The 20361-nt window shown below is 69.9% G+C and carries 19 protein-coding genes, 1 pseudogene and 1 riboswitch; of the genes and pseudogenes, 10 read left to right on the top strand and 10 right to left on the bottom strand.

The features are described 5' to 3' along the window. Positions 1-543 (top strand): annotated as a pseudogene (locus ACILR4_RS26760) (homoserine dehydrogenase); the annotation flags it as partial. A gap of 10 nt (positions 544-553) precedes the next feature. Here ACILR4_RS26760 and ACILR4_RS26755 read toward each other — a convergent pair. Genes ACILR4_RS26755 through ACILR4_RS26745 form a run of 3 tightly spaced genes read right to left on the bottom strand, consistent with a single transcriptional unit; the run spans position 554 to position 3813 of the window. Beyond that, positions 554-1981 (bottom strand): serine/threonine-protein kinase, encoded by a 1428-nt coding sequence (locus ACILR4_RS26755; RefSeq protein WP_395703951.1) that lies wholly within the window; start codon positions 1979-1981, stop codon positions 554-556. A 45-nt stretch (positions 1982-2026) separates the two neighbouring features. Then, positions 2027-2899: a DUF3365 domain-containing protein gene (locus ACILR4_RS26750; protein WP_395703950.1), complete on the bottom strand. Its 873-nt coding sequence runs from the start codon at positions 2897-2899 to the stop codon at positions 2027-2029. Between the two features lie 38 nt (positions 2900-2937). Further along, on the bottom strand, positions 2938-3813 hold the full coding sequence (locus ACILR4_RS26745; RefSeq protein ID WP_395703949.1) for a hypothetical protein: 876 nt from the start codon (positions 3811-3813) through the stop codon (positions 2938-2940). 201 nt (positions 3814-4014) lie between these two features. On the opposite strand from ACILR4_RS26745, the gene ACILR4_RS26740 reads away from it, so the two are divergent. Continuing rightward, entirely contained in the window at positions 4015-4218 is a 204-nt protein-coding gene (locus tag ACILR4_RS26740; RefSeq protein WP_395703948.1) for a DUF3460 family protein, read from the top strand. 57 nt (positions 4219-4275) lie between these two features. Beyond that, positions 4276-5109, top strand: a complete 834-nt coding sequence (locus ACILR4_RS26735; protein WP_395703952.1) for a segregation and condensation protein A — start codon at positions 4276-4278, stop codon at positions 5107-5109. A 15-nt stretch (positions 5110-5124) separates the two neighbouring features. Here the strand turns inward: ACILR4_RS26735 and ACILR4_RS26730 are convergent, their stop codons facing one another. From ACILR4_RS26730 to ACILR4_RS26715, 4 genes are read right to left on the bottom strand one after another with little or no spacing between them, the layout of a single operon-like run. Beyond that, on the bottom strand, positions 5125-6933 hold the full coding sequence (locus ACILR4_RS26730) for a hypothetical protein (protein WP_395703947.1): 1809 nt from the start codon (positions 6931-6933) through the stop codon (positions 5125-5127). A 46-nt stretch (positions 6934-6979) separates the two neighbouring features. Further along, the gene (locus ACILR4_RS26725; RefSeq protein WP_395703946.1) at positions 6980-7825 is read right to left on the bottom strand and encodes a response regulator; all 846 of its coding nucleotides are present in this window, start codon (positions 7823-7825) and stop codon (positions 6980-6982) included. Positions 7826-7862: 37 nt separating this feature from the next. Continuing rightward, positions 7863-8321, bottom strand: coding sequence for a MaoC family dehydratase (locus tag ACILR4_RS26720; RefSeq protein ID WP_395703945.1), 459 nt, complete (start codon positions 8319-8321; stop codon positions 7863-7865). A 25-nt stretch (positions 8322-8346) separates the two neighbouring features. After that, a complete protein-coding gene (locus ACILR4_RS26715; RefSeq protein ID WP_395703944.1) occupies positions 8347-8964 on the bottom strand; it encodes an AAA family ATPase in 618 nt (205 codons plus the stop codon). Positions 8965-9063: 99 nt separating this feature from the next. Here ACILR4_RS26715 and ACILR4_RS26710 point away from each other — a divergent pair, with 99 nt between their 5' ends. The 4 genes from ACILR4_RS26710 to ACILR4_RS26695 all read left to right on the top strand — a co-directional run bounded on the left by ACILR4_RS26710 (position 9064) and on the right by ACILR4_RS26695 (position 14076). After that, positions 9064-9678, top strand: a complete 615-nt coding sequence (locus ACILR4_RS26710; RefSeq protein WP_395703943.1) for an NAD(P)H-dependent oxidoreductase — start codon at positions 9064-9066, stop codon at positions 9676-9678. 15 nt (positions 9679-9693) lie between these two features. Beyond that, the gene (gene kefC / locus ACILR4_RS26705) at positions 9694-11565 is read left to right on the top strand and encodes a glutathione-regulated potassium-efflux system protein KefC (RefSeq protein WP_395703942.1); all 1872 of its coding nucleotides are present in this window, start codon (positions 9694-9696) and stop codon (positions 11563-11565) included. 92 nt (positions 11566-11657) lie between these two features. Continuing rightward, positions 11658-13607, top strand: coding sequence for a PhoX family protein (locus ACILR4_RS26700; protein ID WP_395703941.1), 1950 nt, complete (start codon positions 11658-11660; stop codon positions 13605-13607). A 37-nt stretch (positions 13608-13644) separates the two neighbouring features. Continuing rightward, positions 13645-14076 (top strand): DUF1841 family protein, encoded by a 432-nt coding sequence (locus ACILR4_RS26695; RefSeq protein WP_395703940.1) that lies wholly within the window; start codon positions 13645-13647, stop codon positions 14074-14076. A 31-nt stretch (positions 14077-14107) separates the two neighbouring features. On the opposite strand, the gene ACILR4_RS26690 is transcribed toward ACILR4_RS26695, so the two are convergent. After that, on the bottom strand, positions 14108-15685 hold the full coding sequence (locus tag ACILR4_RS26690) for an ABC transporter substrate-binding protein (RefSeq protein ID WP_395703939.1): 1578 nt from the start codon (positions 15683-15685) through the stop codon (positions 14108-14110). A 118-nt stretch (positions 15686-15803) separates the two neighbouring features. Continuing rightward, a riboswitch (FMN riboswitch) is annotated at positions 15804-15977 on the top strand. An 89-nt stretch (positions 15978-16066) separates the two neighbouring features. On the opposite strand from ACILR4_RS26690, the gene ACILR4_RS26685 reads away from it, so the two are divergent. Beyond that, positions 16067-16552: a 6,7-dimethyl-8-ribityllumazine synthase gene (locus ACILR4_RS26685; RefSeq protein WP_395703938.1), complete on the top strand. Its 486-nt coding sequence runs from the start codon at positions 16067-16069 to the stop codon at positions 16550-16552. 3 nt (positions 16553-16555) lie between these two features. Here ACILR4_RS26685 and ACILR4_RS26680 read toward each other — a convergent pair whose 3' ends face one another. Continuing rightward, complete coding sequence (locus ACILR4_RS26680; RefSeq protein WP_395703937.1) at positions 16556-17824, bottom strand: HD-GYP domain-containing protein; 1269 nt, start codon at positions 17822-17824, stop codon at positions 16556-16558. A gap of 122 nt (positions 17825-17946) precedes the next feature. Continuing rightward, positions 17947-18639 (bottom strand): c-type cytochrome, encoded by a 693-nt coding sequence (locus ACILR4_RS26675; RefSeq protein WP_395703936.1) that lies wholly within the window; start codon positions 18637-18639, stop codon positions 17947-17949. 122 nt (positions 18640-18761) lie between these two features. Between ACILR4_RS26675 and ACILR4_RS26670 the strand changes: the two genes are divergently transcribed. Next, positions 18762-19604, top strand: a complete 843-nt coding sequence (locus tag ACILR4_RS26670; protein WP_395703935.1) for an AAA family ATPase — start codon at positions 18762-18764, stop codon at positions 19602-19604. A 129-nt stretch (positions 19605-19733) separates the two neighbouring features. After that, the gene (locus ACILR4_RS26665) at positions 19734-20327 is read left to right on the top strand and encodes a GNAT family N-acetyltransferase (protein WP_395703934.1); all 594 of its coding nucleotides are present in this window, start codon (positions 19734-19736) and stop codon (positions 20325-20327) included. Positions 20328-20361 lie beyond the last annotated feature (34 nt).

The following is a 20361-nucleotide window of genomic DNA, read 5'->3' as shown; positions in this document are numbered from 1 at the left end:
CGCCGGCCCGAAGGCCTGGCGCTGAGCGTGCGGCCGACGCTGGTGCCGGCCCGCTCGCTGCTGGCCAACGTGGACGGCGCGATGAACGGCGTGATGGTGCAGGGCGACGCCTGCGGGCCGACGATGTTCTACGGCGCCGGTGCGGGCGCCGAACAGACGGCCTCGGCGGTGATCGCCGACCTGATCGACGTGGCGCGGCTCGAGCGCGCCTCCACCGCGCAGCGCGTGCCGGCGCTGGGCTTCCACCCGGGGGCGCTGGCCGCCGACCTGCCGCAATTGCCGGCCCCGACCTTGCGCAGCCGCTGGGCCCTGGGCCTGCGCTGGCACCCGAATGCGCCGGTCGCGCGCCTGCTGGACGCGGTGCTGGCCTGCCTGGCCGAGCATCGGCTCACCGTGGAGCGCCAGGCCGTGGACGACCAGCTGCTGGGCCTGGTCATGGCCGAGGCCGATGGCGATGCCGCGGCGGCCGCCGCATCGGCCATCGCGGCGCTGGCGGATGTGCAGGGGCCGGTGCTTCGGCGGGCGGTGGAACGCCTGGCCTGAAGACGCCGGCTCAGACCAGCTTGCGCAGTTCGGCCAGCAGCTTCTGCCGCGCCGCGCCATCGGGCACGGACTCGGCCAGCAGCGCCGCGAAGGGCTCGCGATAACGCGTCTTTTCAGCGGCCTTCTTGACCATCACGCGGGCGATCGGGCCGACATGCGTGGCCAGCAGCTTCACCGCCGCCTCGATCCCGGCATCGCTGACGCGCACCGCATCGGTGGCCACGGTGGGCATGCCCGCCACGGCGGTGGCGAACATCGTCGAGCCGCGGCCGCCGGTGCTGCCGCCGGCGGTGCCGGTGGGCGTCAGCGTGGTGCGGCCGGCCTTCACCGCATGGTCGATGAAGGCACTGCGCGCGGTGGGGTTCGTCACCTGCTCGGCCAGCTTCGCGTACAGCGTGGCCAGGTCATGGCACTCCTTGGCGGCCCGCCGCACCAGCACGCTGGCCAGCGGGCCGACGTGGCGGGCCAGCGACTGCTCGGCCTCGGCCAGCACGGCCTTGTCCCATTGCGTCAGCGAGCCGGCGGTGCCGGAGGTCGGCACGCCGGCCACCGCGGGCTTGGAGCGCAGCGGGATCGCCACAATGGTCTCGTCCGACACGGTCGGGCTCACCGGCGCATTGGCCGCAGCGATCATCGCGTCGCGGAAGGCGGCAGCGCTGGCGAAGCGGCGCTCGGGGCGCTTGTCCATCGCGGTGGCGATCACCGCGTCGAAGCGGTCGGTGCGGTTCGCGCCATCGACCAGCGAAGGCGGCGGCGCCACTTCGTGCACCACCTTGTACATCAGCGCCTCGGGCGTGCCGATGAAGGGCGCACGGCCGGCGATCAGCTGGTACAGCACCACGCCGGCAGCGTAGATGTCGACGCGCTTGTCGATCGCCGCGCCGACGAACTGCTCGGGCGCCATGTACATCGGCGTGCCGATCACGCTGTTGGCCTGCGTCAGCCCGGCGGCGTCGACGCGGGCGATGCCGAAGTCGGCCACCTTCAGCTTGCCGGCGCGGGTCATGATCAGGTTGGCCGGCTTCACGTCGCGGTGCCACACGCCGCGCTCGTGCGCATGGTCCAGCGCTTCGAGCAGTTGGGTGGCCACGCTCAGGATGTCGTCGTCGGTGAAGCGGACCTGGCTGGTCAGGTAGTGCGCGAGGGTATTGCCCTCGACGTACTCCATCGCGATGTAGGCCACCGACTGGTCTTCGCCGAAGTCGTAGACGCCGACGATGCCCGGGTGCAGCAACCGCCCGGCGGCCTGCGCCTCGTTGCGGAAGCGCGCGGCGATGGTGGCGCCCGATTCGCTGCCGTCGTCGAACTGCCGGCGGATCGTCTTGAGCGCGACGATGCGCTTGATGTCGGGGTCGTAGCCCTTGTAGACGACACCCATCGCGCCCTGGCCGAGCACTTCGGTGATCTGGTACTTGCCCAGTTTCTCGGGGTGGTTCACGACGGGGACTTACGACGGCGTTGGCGGAACGGACGCGGCTTGGCTTCAGCTTTCGAGCATCTTCATCGCCTGCACGACGCTGGCGCGCATGCGGGCGAAGGAGTCGGCCAGAACGCCGATTTCGTCACGGCTCTTTCTCGCGAATTCCGGCGCTTCGAGGTCGCCCTGGCTGACCCGGTCGGCCAGCGAGGACAGCTGCGTCACCGGCCGCACGACGACGAACCAGATCATCAGGTTCAGCACCAGACCGACGGCGACGAACACCGCGATCAGCGAGGTGATGAACAGCTGGAAGGTCTGGTCGGCCCGCTTCAGCGGCAGTTCCATCGGCACCGACATGATCTGCGCCGACACCACTTCGTTCAGGTTCCAGCCAAAGCCATTGGCCGGGCCGTACTTGTCGACCAGGGTCTTGGGCGCGGCATCCACGCTGCTGTGGCAGGCCAGGCAGGCCGGGTTGGTGATGCGCACCGGCCGGGCAATGTACAGCGAGCGGCCGGTCGGCGTGTCGCGCTGGCCGACGAATTCCTTCAGCTCGGCGTTGTTGCGGAACTGGTTGACGATGTCCACCTCGAAGCCCTCGGCGCGGTCACGCGGGTTGGTCGGGTTCAGCGTCGCCTCCTTGTAGGCGAACTCCGGGTACTTCACGCGCAGCGTGGCCAGCACCTCGGTGGCCGAGTAGCTGGGCACGGACTGCGGCAGGAACTCGTACTTCATCTGCGTTTCCAGCAGCTTGGTGATCTGCGTGGCGGTGTAGTTGCGCACCGCCAGCGCGTTCTCCATCAGCTGGCGTGCACTGTTGATCACTTCGTCCTGCGCATTACGCTGCAGCAGGTCGCGGCTGATGTAGCCGCTGACGCCCACGCCCAGCGCCATCACCAGGATGTAGATGAGGTTGAACTTCAGCAGCAGCTTCATGGTCGGTCTTCTTCTTCAGCAGTTGGATAGGGATGGCTTCAGCGCGACGCGCCAGAGGCCGGTTTCGGGAACAGGATGGGCTCCCACTCGGGATGGCTGGCGACGTTCTTCACCAGCGCCTCGCGGAAGGTCGCGTCGTGCGCCAGCGTCGCAAAGCGCCGCGGGAATTCGCGCCGGATGGCCGGTTCTGCCGTGAGCCAGGGCTTCAGCGCGGCATAGCCGGGCATCGGTGCCGGCTTGGCCTCGACCGTCTTGCCCTTGAAGTGCGCGGCCAGCGGCGGCAGCGTGTCGCGGAAGCTGCGCGGCAGGCCTTGCAGGAAGGCGGCACTCGGGCGCGGCGCGATGCTGCCCTTCTCGGCCCCGCTGCGGGCATACATCTCGCCGGCCTTCACGCCCAGCGGCGGCGCGCCCTTCAACTTGCGTTCGAGCAACTGCACCTTGCCGCTCTCGACGAACAGCATCGCGTCCTCGCCCGCCACCCTGCCGACGGTGACGCCGGCCACCTGCGTCAGCTCCAGCTGCGGCGAGAGCTGCCCGCCGCCACTGGTCTTGCCCGCCACGCTGTGCTTGGCCCAGCCCTGCAGCAGGTAGAACGCCGGCGCCTTCGGGCCAGAACCGGCCAGTCCCGGCGGCAGCAGCATCACATGGGAGTCGGGGCCCAGGTCGAGCGTGCTGCCATCGGCGAACTCGACGCGGACCAGGCTGGTGCCCGCCGCCGTGTCGATGAGTGCGGCCGCGCCGAGCTTCATGCCCGGCACGGCGGCGAGGCTGCGCGCACCGTCGATCACCACCGGCGCGGTGCCTTCGACAATCGTGACCAGTGCGGTATCGGCCGCGTGGGCCGCGAGGGGCAGCAGCCCGGCCAGCGCGGCCAGCAGCAGCGCACGCCGCAGGACGCCACGACCGACCTGCATTGAGACTGCCACGACTTCCCGCAACGACTGCTCCTGAATTGTAGAAAGGCTGGGCCCGCGCATTCGGCGGGCGGCCGATGGTAGCGCGACCCGGCCCGGCCGCGAGAGTGACCAATTACCTGTGCGGTGGCGGCACCACGCCCGGCCGTAAAATGCTGCCCTCCCGCGCGACTGTCGCGCCCCTCTTGCACCGACTTCGCCATGCCGCTGTTCTGGAAGCCCTACAAGTCCGAAGTGACCCAATTCATTGAAGAGCTCAAGGCCAAGAAGCCCACGCTCGAAGCCGAGCAGCGTGCCGGCCGTGGCCTGCTGTGGGACCGCCAGATCGACCGCGAGGCCCAGGCCGAGTACCTGGCGGCCCGCGTGCCGCAGCAGCCCTACGTCTACCAGACGCACGGCAAGTAAGCCCCTCCCCGCGCCGTGGCCGACCTGCCCACCGGGCCGCTGGACGACAGCGGCAGCCTGCCGTCGGCGGCGTCGGCCGAGGTCTCGCCGATCGACGCGCTGCCGGTCGACGGCATCGCCGTCGCGCGGCTGTACGGCGAGCCGCTGTTCAAGCTGCCGACCGACCTGTACATCCCGCCCGATGCGCTGGAGGTCTTCCTCGAAGCCTTCGAAGGCCCGCTGGACCTGCTGCTGTACCTGATCCGCAAGCAGAACTTCAACATCCTCGACATCCCGCTGGCCGACGTGACGCGCCAGTACCTGACCTACGTCGACCAGATCCGCAGCCGCAACCTCGAGCTCGCCAGCGAATACCTGCTGATGGCGGCGATGCTCATCGAGATCAAGTCGCGCATGCTGCTGCCGCCGAAGAAGACGGCCGACGGCGCCGAGCCCGAGGACCCGCGCGCCGAACTCGTGCGCCGGCTGCTCGAGTACGAGCAGATCAAGCTGGCCGCCGCTCGGCTCGACCAGTTGCCGGTGGTGGGCCGCGATTTCCTGCGCGCGCAGGTGTTCATCGAACAGAGCCTGCAGCCGCGCTTCCCCGAGGTGGCGTTGGCCGACCTGCGCGAGGCCTGGCTGGACATCCTCAAGCGCGCCAAGCTGAACCAGCACCACAAGATCAGCCGCGAGCAGCTCTCGGTGCGCGAGCACATGAGCATCGTGCTGCGCACGCTGCAGGGCCGGCGCTTCGCCGAGTTCCACGAGCTGTTCGACCCGCGGCGCGGCCCGGCGGTGATGGTGGTGACCTTCATCGCGATGCTGGAGCTGTCACGCGAGCGCCTGCTCGAGGTGACGCAGGCCGAGGCCTTTGCGCCGATCTACGTCCGCCTCGCGTTCTCGCCCGCGTAGCGCCCACCCGGGACCTCAGACCCAGGACCCCTCGCGGCCCAGCAGGTGCGCCAGGCAGCGCTGCAGCGCGCTGCGCACGGCCGGCTGGGCCAGGTAGGCGGTGTGGCCGCAGGGCGGCGCCTCGAAGGCACGCACGCCCTCGTCGGGCCAGGTGGCCGACGGATCCAGCGGCCGCCGACCGGCCAGGGCCGAGGCCAGTGGCACCAGGCCATCGCCCGGGACGCCGGCATCGGGACCGTCGATCGTCATCACCTGCGGGCCTGGCCCGGGGCCGGCGTCAGCCACCGGCCCCCAGGCGCTGCCCCACAGCCACAGCCCGCGCGGCAGCGGCGCAGCCGGTGGCGTGGCCGGGGCGCGCAGCCCCGGCGGCGGTGCCAGCGCCCACCAGCGCTCCAGGCGCAGCAACTCGGCCATCCGCGCCCGGTCGGCCGCGTTCTGCACCGGGCCGCGCAGCAGCGCCAGCGGCGCCGCCAGCATCAGCCGCCAGCCCGGCAGGCCGGCGGCGATGTCGTCCCCGAGGTGCGGCGTGCCCAGGGTCAGCACGTCCACGCGCCAGCCGCGGGCGGCCCAGCGCTCGCCCCAGCGGGCCAGCAGGGCCCGCGCCACCAGGCCGCCGCGCGAATGCCCCAGCAGCACCAGCCGTCCGGGATGCGCGTCGCCGCGGCGCGTGCCCAGCAGCTGGCGCTCGATGGCCGCGGCCAGGTGCTCCGCGTTGTGCTCGACCGCCAGCCAGGCGTCATGCTCGAAGCGCCAGGTGGCCACCTCGTCCAGCAGCGGCAGGCCGGGCCACAGCGGCGTGGCAGCCGCGTCGCCCGACAGCAAGGCGGCAAAGCCCTCGCGCACCGCGATGCCGGCGCCGGCCAGCAGCAGCACATGCGTAGCCTGGGGCGCGCCCCGCCCATGGCGCAACGCCGGCCGGCTGGCCGGCCGCAGCAGCGCACCGCGACCGGCCGCACGGGCGAGGTCGGCGGGGCCGGCCACGGCTTCGGGCCAGGCGCGCGCCCACCAGGCCTCGTCGGCCTGCCAGCGCGGCAGCAGGCCGGGCTCGCGCGGTGCGTCCTCGCCGCCGCGCAGGGCCTGGCGCAGGCGCTGCCACCCGCTGCGCAGCGCACCGACGGTCGGCGCCGGCGCGGCGCCACCCAGCCGCTCCACGCAGAGCCAGGGCTGCACCACCAACAAGCCGACGCCGCCCCGCAGCCGTCGATCGAGCACCGCGTCGCGCGTGTCGTCCAGCGGCCCGGTGCCCGCCAGCGACTCGCTGCGCGCGCGGCAGGCATGCCAGCGCACGCTGCCCGGCTCGGGCCCGGTCTCGGCCAGCGCGCCCCAGTACACGCGCAGCTCGAACTCCAGCCGCAGCACCAGGCCTTCGGGCCAGCCGTCGCGGCCGCGCCATTCAGGCATTAGCCAGGGCAGCGCCTGCTGCCACCAGTCGTCCAGGCTGGCGCCTGGCACGGTCAGGCGCAGGCGCCGGCTGCGCCGCCGCACGATCGGCAGCGCCCACCAGCGCGGCAGCGCCACCGCGCAGAAGCGGCCCTCCCGCTCGGGCAGGCAGCTCGGCCCGCCCCAGGCCTGCGGATGCTCGGTGCCCGGCAGTCCGCCCAGGCGGCGCGCGCGGGTGGCTTCCTCGGCCAGCTGCGCGCCGATGGCCGCGGCATGCGGCGCGAGCGTCGGCCCGTACCAGGCAGCCCAGTGCTGCACGAAGCGTTGCGCCAGTTCCGGCGCGCGCAGCGGCGCCGCCACCGGCCAGACCACCGGGCCCTGTGGATCGGGCTCGCCGCCGCGCTCGAGCTCGAAGCGCAGCAGGGGCGGCGCTTCGTCGATCATGGGCAGGTGCAGCCCTGGCGCTTCGCGCCTCCCCGCCAGGCGGGGCTCATGGTTCGCGCGGCCCCCAGCCGGGCAGCCCCTGCGCGGTGATGGTGAGCTGGCTCACCGCCAGCACGGCCTGGGTGCGCGAAGCAACCCCCAAAGCACGCAGCACCGCGGCGACATGGTCCTTCACCGTGTCGACCGAGAGGCTCAGCTCGCGCGCGATCAGCTTGTTGGGCAGGCCGCGCAGCAGCAGGGCCAGCACGTCGGCCTGCCGCGGCGTGAGGCCCAGGGCCTCGGGGCCGGGCGGTCGCGGCAGCAGCGGCGCCGGCTCGCTGGGGGCCGGCGGCGCCGGGGCCATGGCGTGGTCGCGCGCCGCCGCGCTGGCGACGCGCCTGACGACCTCGGCCGCCTCGGCCGCGGCGGCGGCCGCATCGCTGCCCGGTTCGTCGCCACCCCCCGGGCGCATCACCGAGGGCACGGTGTCGCCCGCCTCGTCGGCGCTGCGGCGCACCAGCCCCAGCATGCCCGGCGGGATGTAGATGCCGCCGGACATCACCATGCCCAGCGCGGCGCGCAGGTCGGTCAGGCCGCTGCCGCGCGGCACGTAGCCCATCGCCCCCATGTCGACGACATGGATGACGTCGGCCGCGCGATCGCCTTCGGAGACCACCACCACCGGCAGGCCCGGATGGCGCCGGCGCATCGTGGCCAGCACCTCGAATCCGCTGGCGTCGTCCAGGTTCAGCGCCAGCAGCGCGAGGTCGAAATCGCTCTCGCGCTGCAGCAACTGGTGGGCGTCGGCCGGATGGTCGACCCCGACCACCGTGAAGTCGCCACCGATGTCGCGCACCACCGCGCGCAGCGCCGACAGGATCAGCGGCTGGTCGTCGATCAGCAGCACCTTCATCGTGCAGACCCTCCCGGCTGCCGCGCCACCAGCGTGCTCAGGTGTAGCGGCGCGACACCGCTTCGGCCACACAGGCGGGCTTCTCCGAGCCTTCGCGCTCGATGGTGACTTCCATCGTCAGCTGCGCACCGCCTTCGATCGGCTGGTAGTCCTTGAGCTTCAGGCTCGCGCGCACCCGGCTGTCCACCGGCACCGGCGAGGTGAAGCGCACGCGGTTGAGGCCGTAGTTGACGCCCATCTTCACGTCGTCCACCGTCATCGCCTTGTCGGCCAGCTCGGGCAGCATCGACAGCGTGAGAAAGCCGTGCGCGATCGGGGTGCCGAACGGGCCCTTCTTCGCCCGCTCGACATCGACGTGGATCCACTGGTGGTCGCCGGTGGCCTGCGCGAACAGGTTGATGCGCTGCTGATCGACCAGCACCCAGTCGCTGGTGGCCAGGTGCTCGCCAACGCGCGACTGCAGCGAGGCCAGCGTGGGGATGTGGACTTTGCTCATGTGCACAGAGGAGGTGGGCCGCGCCTCAGCGCTGCAGCCAGTGGAGGATGGGTTGCCATTGAACCAGATCGCGCTCGACCCTGCCCGGGGCCACGTCCCACAGCGTCAGCCCGCGCGCGGCGAGGTGGACGTAGTTCTGCGTGTCGCGCAGGTCGCCCACCAGCGGCAGCGGCAGCGTGGAGACGAACTCGTGCAGGTGCTGGTTGGCATGCGTGTGGTCCTTGATGCGCATGCCGACCAGGCCCATCTCGATCGCATCGGCCCGCTTGTGCGCCTTCAGCCCCTGCACGAACGCATGCGTGGCCTGGATGTCGAACGGGCTGGGCTGCAGCGGCACCAGCAGCTTGTCGGCGATCCTCAGCACCGCGTCGAGGCGCTTGCCGTGCAGGCCGGCGGGGGTGTCCAGCACCACGTGGCTGGTGCCCTTGGGCGGGCGCAGCACATGGTCGTCGTCGATGTCCCAGCCGGCGATGGCCGGCAACGGCGGCGGGCGCAGCGCGAGCCACTGGCGCGCGGACTGCTGGCGGTCCACGTCGCCAAGCATCACCGCATGGCCCTGGCGCGCCAGCCAGCCCGCGATGTTGGTGGCCAGGGTGCTCTTGCCGACACCGCCTTTCGGATTGGCGACCACGATCACCGGCATGCGCTCCTCCTGGGCCTCTTGTGAATCCCTGCTATGTTACGAGAGCCCCGCCGCGGGTCCGCCCCCGGGCAAACCGCCCCCAACCCTGCAAGCAATCTCATGGCTCGTATCCAGGTGCTGTTGGCCCATCCGCAACTCGAACACTCACGCATCGCGCGCCGCATGGCGCAGGCGGTGCAGGCCGCCGCCGACCGGGGCGCACCGATGGAGTTGCGCGACCTCTACGCGCGCTACCCCGACTACCTGATCGACGTCGCCGCCGAGCAGGCGGCGCTGGCCGACACCGAGCTGATGGTGTGGCTGCACCCGATCCACTGGTACGGCATGCCGCCGCTGATGAAGCTGTGGCTGGACGAGGTGTTTGCCTTCGGCTGGGCCTATGGCCCCGGCGGCAATGCGCTGCGCGGCCGCGACCTGTGGCTGGCCCTGAGCACCGGCGGGCCCGAGCACTCCTACCGCAGCGACGGCTACAACCGCTACTTCTTCGACGCCTTCCTGCCGCCCTACGACCAGACCGCGGCGCTGGCCGGCATGCGCTTCCTGCCGCCGCTGGTGCTGCATGGCGCCCACCGCGCGGACGACGCCACGGTGCAGGCCCATGCGCAGCTGTTCGTCGACCGCCTGCTGAGCTACCCCGACTGGCCCGAGCTCGAGCACCTGGAAGCCTGCGAACTGCGCGAAGTGCCGGCCGATGCGCGGCCCACCGCCAACTGAGGGCGGGCTGAAGCGATGGAACACGGCAACTGGCTCTCGATCGGCCTTGTCTACCTCGCCGCCGCGGTGCTGGCGGTGCCGCTGGCCAAGCTGCTGGGCCTGGGCTCGATCATCGGCTACCTGGCCGCCGGCATCGTGATCGGCCCCTGGGGGCTGAAGCTGGTCACCGACCCGCAGACCATGCTGCACTTCGCCGAGTTCGGCGTGGTGCTGATGCTGTTCATGGTCGGGCTGGAGCTCGAACCGCGCCGGCTGTGGGCGCTGCGGCGGCCGATCTTCGGCTGGGGCAGCGTGCAGCTGCTGGGCAGCGCGGCGCTGATGCTGGCGGTGGGCGTGGCCGTCGGGGTCGACTGGCGGCTCGCGCTGGTGGCCGGGCTGGGGCTGGCGATGTCGTCCACCGCCATCGGCCTGGGCGCGCTGGCCGAGCGCAACCTGATGGGCACGACCTCGGGCCAGAGCGTGCTCAGCGTCGCGCTGCTGCAGGACATCGCGGCGATCCCGATCCTCGCCATCGTGCCGCTGCTGGTGGCCGGCGGCGCGGCCGCATCGGCGGCCGATGGCGACGGCTGGCTCGGCGCGGCCAAGGCCTTCGGCGTGATCGCGCTGATCATCTTCGGCGGCCGTCTGCTGCTGCGGCCGGCGCTGCGCTGGATCGCCCGCAGCGAGACGCCGGAGATCTTCACCGCCGCCTCGCTGCTGCTGGTGGTGGCCACCGCGACGCTGATGCAGTCGGTGGGCCTGTCGATGGCGCTGGGCGCGTTCCTCGCCGGCGTGCTGCTCGCCGAAAGCGAATACCGGCGCGAGCTGGAAACCGACCTCGAGCCCTTCAAGGGCCTGCTGCTGGGGCTGTTCTTCATCGCGGTGGGCATGAGCATCGACTTCGCGGTGGTGCTGCAGTACCCCGGCCGCATCGCCGCGGTGGTGCTGGGCTTCCTGCTGCTGAAGGCGCTGGTGCTGTGGGGCATGGGCCGCGCGATGGCGCTGCCGGTGGTCGAGCGACCGACCTTCGTGATCCTGCTCGCGCAGGGCGGCGAGTTCGGCTTCGTGGTGTTCCAGACCGCGCAGCAGGCCGGCGTGATCGGCGCCGCGCCGGCGTCGTTCCTGGTGGCCGCTGTGGCCCTGTCGATGCTGCTGACGCCGCTGCTGCTGGTGCTGTCCGACCGCTGGCTGGTGCCGCGCCTGGCCGCGCAAGGGCCGAAGCTTCAGATGGCCGAGCTGAGCGAGCCGCAGCACACGCCGGTGATCATCGCCGGCTTCGGCCGCTACGGCCAGATCGTCGGCCGCCTGCTCAGCGCCAATGCCCTGAGCGCGACGGTGCTCGAGCACAGCGCCGAGCAGGTGGAGGCCATCCGCCGTTTCGGCTGGGAGGTGTTCTACGGCGACGCCACGCGGCTGGACCTGCTGCGCACCGCGGGCGCCGCGCAGGCCAAGGTGTTCGTGATCGCGATCGACGACATCGACCAGAGCGTGGAGGTGGCCAAGCTGGTGCGGCAGCATTTCCCGCAGCTCACCATCGTGGCCCGCGCGCGCAATGTCGGCCACTACTACCAGCTGCGGCAGCTGGGCATCACGCTGATCGAACGCGAGACCTTCGACTCGGCGCTGATGAGCGCGCGCAGCGTGCTCGAGGCGCTGGGCTGGCAGCCGCACAGCGCGCGCACGCAGGCGCTGCGATTTCGCGCGCACAACATCGAGCTGGTGGATCAGATGGCGCCCCACCTGGGCGACGAGCAGAAGCTGATCGCGCTGGCCAAGGCCGGCCGCCAGCAGCTGGAACAGCTGTGGGCGCAGGAGCGCGCCGATGCCGCTGCGCAACGCAACCGCCAGGGCTGGCAGGCCAAGCCGGGCGACGCCTTGCCGGACGAGCCCGGCCGCCGCGCCGAGTGAACCCAGGCCCGGCCGCCGGCCGGGGCATGCGGAGAACTGTCACAGACGCTGCCTAGCATCGCGCGGGTTTTCAATTCCCGAGACCCTGCGAGATGAACGCTCCGACCCTTCCGACCCGCCGCCGTGCCCTGCAACTGATGGCCGGCGTTCCGATGCTGCCGCTGGGCGGCCTGAGCACCGCCGCGCTGCTGCAAGGCTGCGGCGGCGGCGACGATGCGTCGCCCACCGTCAGCAGCCTGAGCTTCTCGTCGATGGCCGCGCCGTCGTTGAGCAATGCCGCGGCCATGGCCACCACCAGCGTCGCCTCGAGCCTCGACGTCAAGTACAGCGACGGCTCGACCCAGCGCTACAAGCTGGCCTACCAGCCCTTCTTCACCACCGGCGACCAGGTGCCCGACGGCAAGGGCGGCACCCTGCTGGCCGGCGGCTACGTGGACATCCAGAACAAGCCGATCGTCGACGCCTCGGTGGCGGGCAAGGAGCGGCCCTTCTTCTCCGACTGCCCGGACGGCTCGTCGCTGCTGACGGTGGACGGCGCCAGCGTGGCCGGCGTCAAGGGCAACACGGTGTTCGCGGTGGTGCAGTTCGAATACGCCTCGCGCAACCAGGCCCAGGCCTCGATGTACGGCCTGCTGCCCTCGCCGATCGCGGTGCTGACGCTGGACCAGGACAAGTCCACCGGCAAGCTCAGCCTGGTGAAGTACCACAACGTCGACACCTCGGGCGTCAAGGGCTTGTGGATCACCTGCGGCGCCAGCCTGTCGCCCTGGGGCACCCACCTGTCCTCGGAAGAGTACGAGCCGGACGCCTTCGACCAGGGCGCGCTGGGCCAGCCGCTGTCGCTGCTGCAGGCCTTCAGCAAGAACCTGTTCGGCGACACCGCCACCGCCAACCCGTACCACTACGGCCACCTGCCGGAGGTGACCGTCAACAAGGACGGCACCGGCTCGATCAAGAAGCACTACTGCCTGGGCCGCATCTCGCACGAGCTGATCCAGGTGATGCCGGACAACCGCACCGCGCTGATGGGCGACGACGCCACCAACGGCGGCCTGTTCATGTTCATCGCCGACAAGGAGAAGGACCTCTCCGCCGGCACGCTGTACGTCGCGAAGTACACCAGCACGCTGGACGCCAGCGCCACGGCCCCCATCAGCTGGATCAAGCTGGGCTCGGCCACCAGCGCGGAGATCAAGGCCCTGGTGGACGGCGGCATCAAGGCCAGCGACATCATGGAATCGCTGACGGCCGATCCCGCGGACAGCAGCTACACCAGGATCGTGCTCAACAAGAAGACCCTGTGGGTCAAGGTCAAGACCGGCATGGACAAGGCCGCCGCGTTCCTGGAAACGCACCGCTACGCGGCGCTCAAGGGGGGCAGCCTGTCGTTCACGAAGATGGAAGGCACCACGGTCAACGTGAAGGACAAGAAGGCCTACTCGGCGATCTCGGCGATCAAGGACTCGATGGTGACGGGCAAGTCGGGCAACGTGCCGGCGCTGAACGTGAACTTCGCCAGTGCAATCAACGCCGGCGGCGTGCTGGAGCACGCGCTGGGCGGGGGCCAGAAGGACAGCGCCGGCAACGCGATCAACAGCGACTGGGTGCCGGCGAGCTCGAAGTTCATCCTGCTGGGCCAGGACCTGGCCAGCGCCGACGCGCTGGGCAACCAGGCCCATGCCGACAAGATCGCCAACCCGGACAACCTGAAGTTCTCCGAAGCGCTGCGCACGCTGTTCATCGGCGAAGACAGCGGCATGCACGTCAACAACTTCCTGTGGGCCTACAACGTCGACACCCAGGCGCTGAGCCGCGTGCTCTCAACACCTTCGGGGGCCGAGTCGACCGGCCTGCATGCGGTGGACACGATCAACGGCTTCACCTACATCATGAGCAACTTCCAGCACCCCGGTGACTGGGAGTCGCCGCTGCACGACATCGTCAAGCCGACGCTCGATCCGCTGATCCGCGCCAACTACAAGGACCGCTTCGGCGCCTCGGTGGGCTACCTCACCGCGGATCCCTCGGCCATCCAGCTGTAACCGGGCGGCGCACGGCGCGCACGGCGACAATCGCCGCATGTTCCAGCCTTCCCAGCATGACGTGCGGCGCTTCTTCTGCGAGGCCTTCGCGAAGCACCGCGGTGGCCAGCCGATGTCGCCGATGGAGACGCTGGCCGCGCAGTGGATCGCCGAGCATCCGGAGTACCACGCCGAGCTCGCCGATGTCGACGCGGCGCTGGCCGCCAGCTACACGGTGGAGGACGGGCGCAGCAACCCGTTCCTGCACCTGTCGATGCATCTGTCGATCAGCGAGCAGTGCAGCATCGACCAGCCCAGCGGCATCCGCCAGGCGGTGGAGCTGCTGGCGGCACGGCGCAACTCGCTGCACGAGGCGCACCACGAGGTGATGGAAGCGCTGGGCGAGATGATCTGGGCTTCGCAGCGCAGCGGCCTGCCGCCGGACCCGCACGCCTACCTCGACAGCGTTCGTCGCAGAGCGACCAAGTAGGCCCCGGCCGCGGGAGCGGCCGGCTTGGGCATCACTTGCCGACAGTCACCCAGCGCATTTCCAGCCAGTTGTCGGCACGGTGCACGAACTGGACGTTCGCGCGCGCGGCCCAGGGAATGAACTGACGGTGCAGCGGAATGTGATGGACGGCCGCATTGTGCGTTAGGAAGATCTCCTTGATCATCGCGCGGCGCTTGACCGGGTCGCCTTCCTTGCTGGACGCGGCAATCATCTCGTCGAGCTTGTCGTCCTTGTAGTTGCCGTAGTTGTAGAAGCCCACGCCCTTGTCGCCGCGGTTGCGGTAGATCGGCGTGAAGGTGGTCTCGGGGTCGGTGATCGAGCCGCCCCAGCCCAGCATGTACAGGCTCGTGTCCAGCTTTTCCAACTTCGGGAAGTAGGTGGACTTGGGCATCGCGTTGAGCCGGATCTTCACGTTGATCCTGGCCCACATCGAGGCCAGCGTCTGGCAGATGCGCTCGTCGTTGATGTAGCGGTTGTTCGGGCAGTCCAGCGTGACCTCGAAGCCCTCCGGGTAGCCCGCATCGGCCATCAGCTTCTGCGCGGCCTTCAGGTCGTAGGGCAGGCGCTTTTCCACCTGCGGGTCGTTGTTGCTGCCCAGGGCCGAGGGCACGATCGCGCCGGTGGGCGATGCCTGGCCGTTCATCAGCTTGGTCTTGATGGTCTCGATGTCGATGGCCTGGTACAGCGCCTGGCGCACCCGCACATCCTTGAACGGGTTCTTGCCCTTCACGCTGCTGTACAGCAGCTCGTCGCGGCCCTGGTCCATGCCGATGAAGACGACGCGGTTCTCCGGCCCCTCGACGATCTTGATCTGCTTGTTCTCGCGCAGCTTCTCCAGGTCGCGCGGCGGCGGATCGAGCACGAAATCGACCTCGCCCGAGATCAGCGCGGCCATGCGGGTGGCGTCGTTCTTGATCGGGGTGTAGACCACCTCCTGCACATTGCCTTCGAGCTTGCCCCAGTAGTTCGGGTTGCGCTTGAGCACCGTCTTCACGTCGGGCTGGCGCGACACCAGCATGTAGGGCCCGGTGCCATTGGCATTGAAGGCGGTGTAGGCCTCCTCCTTGTTCGCGAAGTCCTGCGGCTTGGTGGCCTTGTGCTCCTCGCACCAGGCCTTGCTCATGATGAACACCGTGTTCAGGTGGTCGAGGAAGATCGGGTTCACCTGCGCCAGGTTGAATTCCACCGTCAGGTCGTCGATCTTCTTCGGCGTGCCCAGGCCGCTGGCATAGGCGGCAATTTGCGAGGTCTTCTCGAGCGCGCGGTTCACCGAGAACACCACGTCATCGGCGGTGAAGGGCTTGCCGTCGTGGAACTTGACGCCCTTGCGCAGCTTGAACACCCACTTCAGCGGACCTTCCTGCTTCCACTCGGTGGCCAGGCCGGGCACGAAGCCCAGCGTCTTGTCCCGCTCGACCAGGAATTCGTAGATCTGGTGGTTGGTCGCATTCGTCAGGTTCTCGTTCTGCGAATACGGGTCCATGGTCTGCGGGTCTCCGGCGCTGGACCACTTCAGGGTCTGCGCCTGGGCCAGGCCGGAGAGCGTGAGCGCCGCGATCAGCAGCGTGGTGTTCAGGGTTCGCTTCATGGGCGATGGGCGGCGGGTTGAATGAGGTGCAACGAGTGTAGGGCGATGCCCAGGTGACACGCCCGGGTGCGACCCCGCTCCTACAATCGGGTCCGCCGACCCTCACCAGGCCGGCACAAAGCGTTCTCAGGGCGGGGTGGAAGTCCCCACCGGCGGTATCTGTGCGAAGCACGCCCGTGCCTTGCGCAGGAGCCCGCGAGCGCCCGCCATCGGCCTTGTGCCGGCGGCGGGGTCAGCAGACCTGGTGCGATGCCAGGGCCGACGGTCACAGTCCGGATGAAAGAGATCGCGAAGAAGCCGGGCTGCCGCATGCGCGCATGGGGCGGCCCGGGTTGCTCGCGCGCGCCCTGATTCCTGGTAACCCCGTTCCACGAGGACATCATGAATCAGACCTCCACGTCCCCTTCCCCCCAGGAAGCCAAGCCGCCGCGCATCGCGCTGGTCAGCTCGGCCTGGCATGCCGACATCGTCGGCCAGGCGCGCAGCGCGATGCTGCGCGAATTCGGGCGCAGCCATGCGCCACCGCAGGTGCACACCTTCGAGGTGCCCGGCGCCTTCGAGATCCCGCTGTATGCGAAGAAGCTCGCCCGGAGCGGCCGCTACGACGCCATCGTCGCCTGCGGGCTGGTGGTCAACGGCGGCATCTACCGGCACGAGTTCGTCGCCTCGGCGGTGATCGACGGGCTGATGCGCGTGCAGCTCGACACCGAGGTGCCGGTGCTCTCGGCGGTACTGACGCCGCGCGACTTCCACGAGCACGAGGACCACCTGCGCTTCTTCAGCGAGCACATGGTGAAGAAGGGCACCGAGGTCGCGCGTGCCTGCGTCGAGCAGCTCGCGCGCCTGAAGGCGCTGGACGCGGCCTGAGCGTCAGCGGTTGCGGCGGGCGGCCTTGTCGCCCGCCCAGAGTTCATCCAGCTGCGGGAAGTTCCAGCGATCCGGCGGCTCGCGTTCAAGGATGCGGTCGTTCGCCCCGGGCTTGGCCAGGTCGATCAGCTGCGGCGTGATCGGCAGCGAGGACCTGGTCGAGAAGAAGGCCTTGACCACCGGTGCCGTCAGCGCCTGCGGGTTCTGGTCGACCACCACCGCGAGCCGACCCGATTCCAGCCGCACCAGCGAGCCCACCGGGTAGATGCCCAGGCTCTTGACGAAGGCACGGAAGATCGCGTCGTCGAACTGGCCCTTCCACGAGGCCATGCGGGCAATCGATTCGGCCGGGCACCAGCCGCTCTTGTAGGGGCGGTTCGAGGTGATCGCGTCGTACACGTCGCACACCGCGCCCATGCGCGCGAACGGCGACAGGGCGTCGCCGCTCAGCTGGTGCGGGTAGCCGCGGCCGTCGGGCCGTTCGTGGTGGTGCAGGCACACGTCCATGGCCAGCTCGCTGGCGCCCTTGCCTTCCTGCAGCAGCTCGTAGCCGCGCTCGGGATGGGTGCGGATCACCGCGAACTCGGCATCGGTCAGCTTGTCGGGCTTCTGCAGGATGTCCAGCGGCATCTTCGCCTTGCCCAGGTCGTGCAGCAGCCCGGCCATGCCGGCCTGGCGACACTGCTCGTCGTCCAGCCCGAGCTGGCGCGCCAGCGCCACCATCAGCGCACAGACGGCCACCGAATGCATGTAGGTGTAGTCGTCCTGCGTCTTCAGCCGCGCCAGGCTGACCAGCGCGCCCGGGTTGCGGTAGACCGAGCGGGTGATCTCGTCGACCAGCGGCAGGCAGCGCTCGGCCTCCAGTGCCTTGCCCAGCCGGGCCTCGTTGAACATCGAGGTGACCGCCTGCCGCGAGCGCTGGCACACGCTGGCGGCCTGCTGCAGCTCGGCCTCGAGGCTGTGCCGCGGCTGCTCGGCCGCACGCGGCGCCTGCGGGCCGGGCTCGGGCCGCGTCGGGCGCGAGGGCACCGGCAGCCGGATCGTGGTCTCGGCCGCTGCCGGCTCGGCCACGTCCAGGCCGCGGCCGGCGTCGATCCAGCACTCGCGCACCTTGCTGCCCTGCAGCTGGCGGATGGTGGCCGGGTCGTCGATGACGAACTTGGTGCGCCAGAACGGGTGGTCGAGCCAGGCCCCTTCAAGCGCATGCAGGTGCATGCCCACACGCAGCTGGCTGACCGGGATCTTCTTGAGCTGGGGGCGAGGTGCGGCCATGGTCGGGTCTTCAAGACCCTTATCGGCGGACCCCTGCGGCCGCTTGAGGAATCCCCACAGGCGCGGCCATGAAAAAAGCCGCTGCGCGAAGCGACAGCGGCTTTCGTTCGGTGGCGGCGGGATCAGCGGAAGCGCGACTCCGGCACCGTGCGCAGTTCGCCCGGCAGCGAGGCCAGGTAGGCGGCCACCTGCTTCAGCTCGGCGTTCGTGAAGGTGGGCTTCTTCTTGCCGTCGGCTTCCTGCACCACCTGGCTGCGCATCGCCGGGTTGGCACGGCCGACGATCGTGTTGTTGTCGGTGGCATAGGCGCGCAATGCGGCGAACAGGTAGTCGGCATGCTGGCCGGCCAGGCGCGGGTAGGTGCCGTCGATCGGCTTGCTGAAGTTCGGGCCGTGGCAGGCGGTGCAGGCCTGCAGGCGGTCCTTCAGGGCCTCGGGCGGCTGCACGGCCAGCTGTTCGGGCGCGGGCGTGGCGCCCTCCTTGCCCTGCTGCTCGTAGAAGGCCGCGAGGTCGGCAATGTCCTGCTCGGTCAGCGAGGCGGCGATGCCCCGCATCGTCGGGTGCTTGCGATCGCCCTTCTGGTACGCGGTGAGCGCGCTGGCGATGTACTTGGCGCTCTGGCCCGCGATCTTGGGCACCTTGTAGACCTCGGGGAAGCTGGCCTGGTAGCCGATGAGGCCGTGGCAGCCGATGCACATGGCGGCCTTGCCCTTGCCTGCGGCGGCATCGCCGGCCTTGGCATCCTGCGCTTGGGCGAACTGGCTGAAGGTGCAGGCAGCGGCGAGTGCGGTCAGGGTAAGGAGCGCTTTTTTCATCGGTTCGCGGGCGTTGGTTGTGATGGTCCGGACAGCGCCGTTGGGGTGTCACCAAGGCAGCCGCGGATTATAGGGGCGGCACTTATACTGGTCCGCACCCCTCCAGCCCTGCGACCGCGCCCATGAAATTCCAAGGCTCCGACAACTACGTCGCCACCCAAGACCTGATGCTCGCGGTGAACGCCGCCATCACGCTGAAGCGCCCGCTGCTGGTCAAGGGCGAGCCCGGCACCGGCAAGACCATGCTGGCCGAGGAAGTGGCCCAGGCGCTGGGCATGCCGCTGCTGCAGTGGCACATCAAGAGCACCACCAAGGCCCAGCAGGGCCTGTACGAGTACGACGCGGTGAGTCGCCTGCGTGACAGCCAGCTCGGCGACGAGAAGGTCAAGGACATCCACAACTACATCGTCAAGGGCACGCTGTGGCAGGCCTTCACCGCCGACCAGCCGATTGCGCTGCTGATCGACGAGATCGACAAGGCCGACATCGAATTCCCGAACGACCTGCTGCGTGAACTCGACCGCATGGAGTTCTACGTCTACGAGACGCGCGAGCTGGTCAAGGCCAGGCACCGGCCGGTGGTGTTCATCACCTCGAACAACGAGAAGGAGCTGCCCGACGCCTTCCTGCGCCGCTGCTTCTTCCACTACATCAAGTTCCCCGATGCCGAGACGATGCAGAAGATCGTCGACGTGCACTTCCCCGGCCTGCGCAAGGAACTGCTGGGCGTGGCGATGAAGACCTTCTACGACGTGCGCAACCTGCCGGGGCTGAAGAAGAAGCCCAGCACCAGCGAGCTGATCGACTGGCTCAAGCTGCTGGTCGCCGAGGACATTCCGCTCGAAGCGCTGCAGAGCAAGGACGAGAAGGTCTCGGTGCCGCCGCTGGTCGGCGCGCTGCTGAAGAACGAACAGGACGTCACGCTGTTCGAGAAGCTCGTCTTCATGCAGAAGCACAACCGCTGAAATGGCTCCCCCCCGTAGCGCCTTCGGCGCCTCCCCCCCAGGGGGGCAACGCCAGCGGCCCGGCAGAGCCGGTTCCGCGGCGTTCGCTGGGCTGGCTAGCATTGCCGCGCGCGGCACGGAGGCGCGCTCGTGATCAATGTCCAACCCGTCACGTTGGCACGTGGCCCGATCCGGCTGGTGCCTTTGGGGCTGGAGCATGAGCAGGGCCTGGCCGCCGCGGCGGCCGATGGGGCGCTGTGGCAGCTGCGCGTGACCTCGGTGCCGGAGCCCGGCCAGACCCGCGCCTACATCGAGACCGCGCTGGCCATGCGCCAGGCCGGCAACCGCCTGGCCTTCGCGGTGCTGGATGCCGCCACCGACCAGGTCATCGGCAGCAGCAGCTACCACGACATCGTGCCGGCGATCGACCGGCTCGAGATCGGCTACACCTGGTACGCCAGGAGCCGCCAGCGCAGCGCGGTCAACACCACCGCGAAGTGGTTGCTGATGCAGCACGCCTTCGAGACCCTGGGCGCGCAGCTGGTGGGCTGGCGCACCGACAACTACAACTTCGCCAGCCAGGCCGCGATCGAGCGCCTGGGCGCGCGCAAGGACGGCGTGCTGCGCCACCATGCGCTGCGGCGCGACGGCACGGTGCGCGACACCGTGATGTACAGCCTGGCCGCCGGCGAGTGGCCCGAGGTGAAAGCCCACCTCGAATACCTGTTGAACAAGCCGCGTTGAACCTCGCGCGGCCGACGGAGAACAACACGACATG

This window comes from Aquabacterium sp. (genome assembly GCF_044226965.1).
GTDB lineage: Bacteria > Pseudomonadota > Gammaproteobacteria > Burkholderiales > Burkholderiaceae_C > Pseudaquabacterium.
This window is presented reverse-complemented; position numbering and strand designations above follow the sequence as displayed.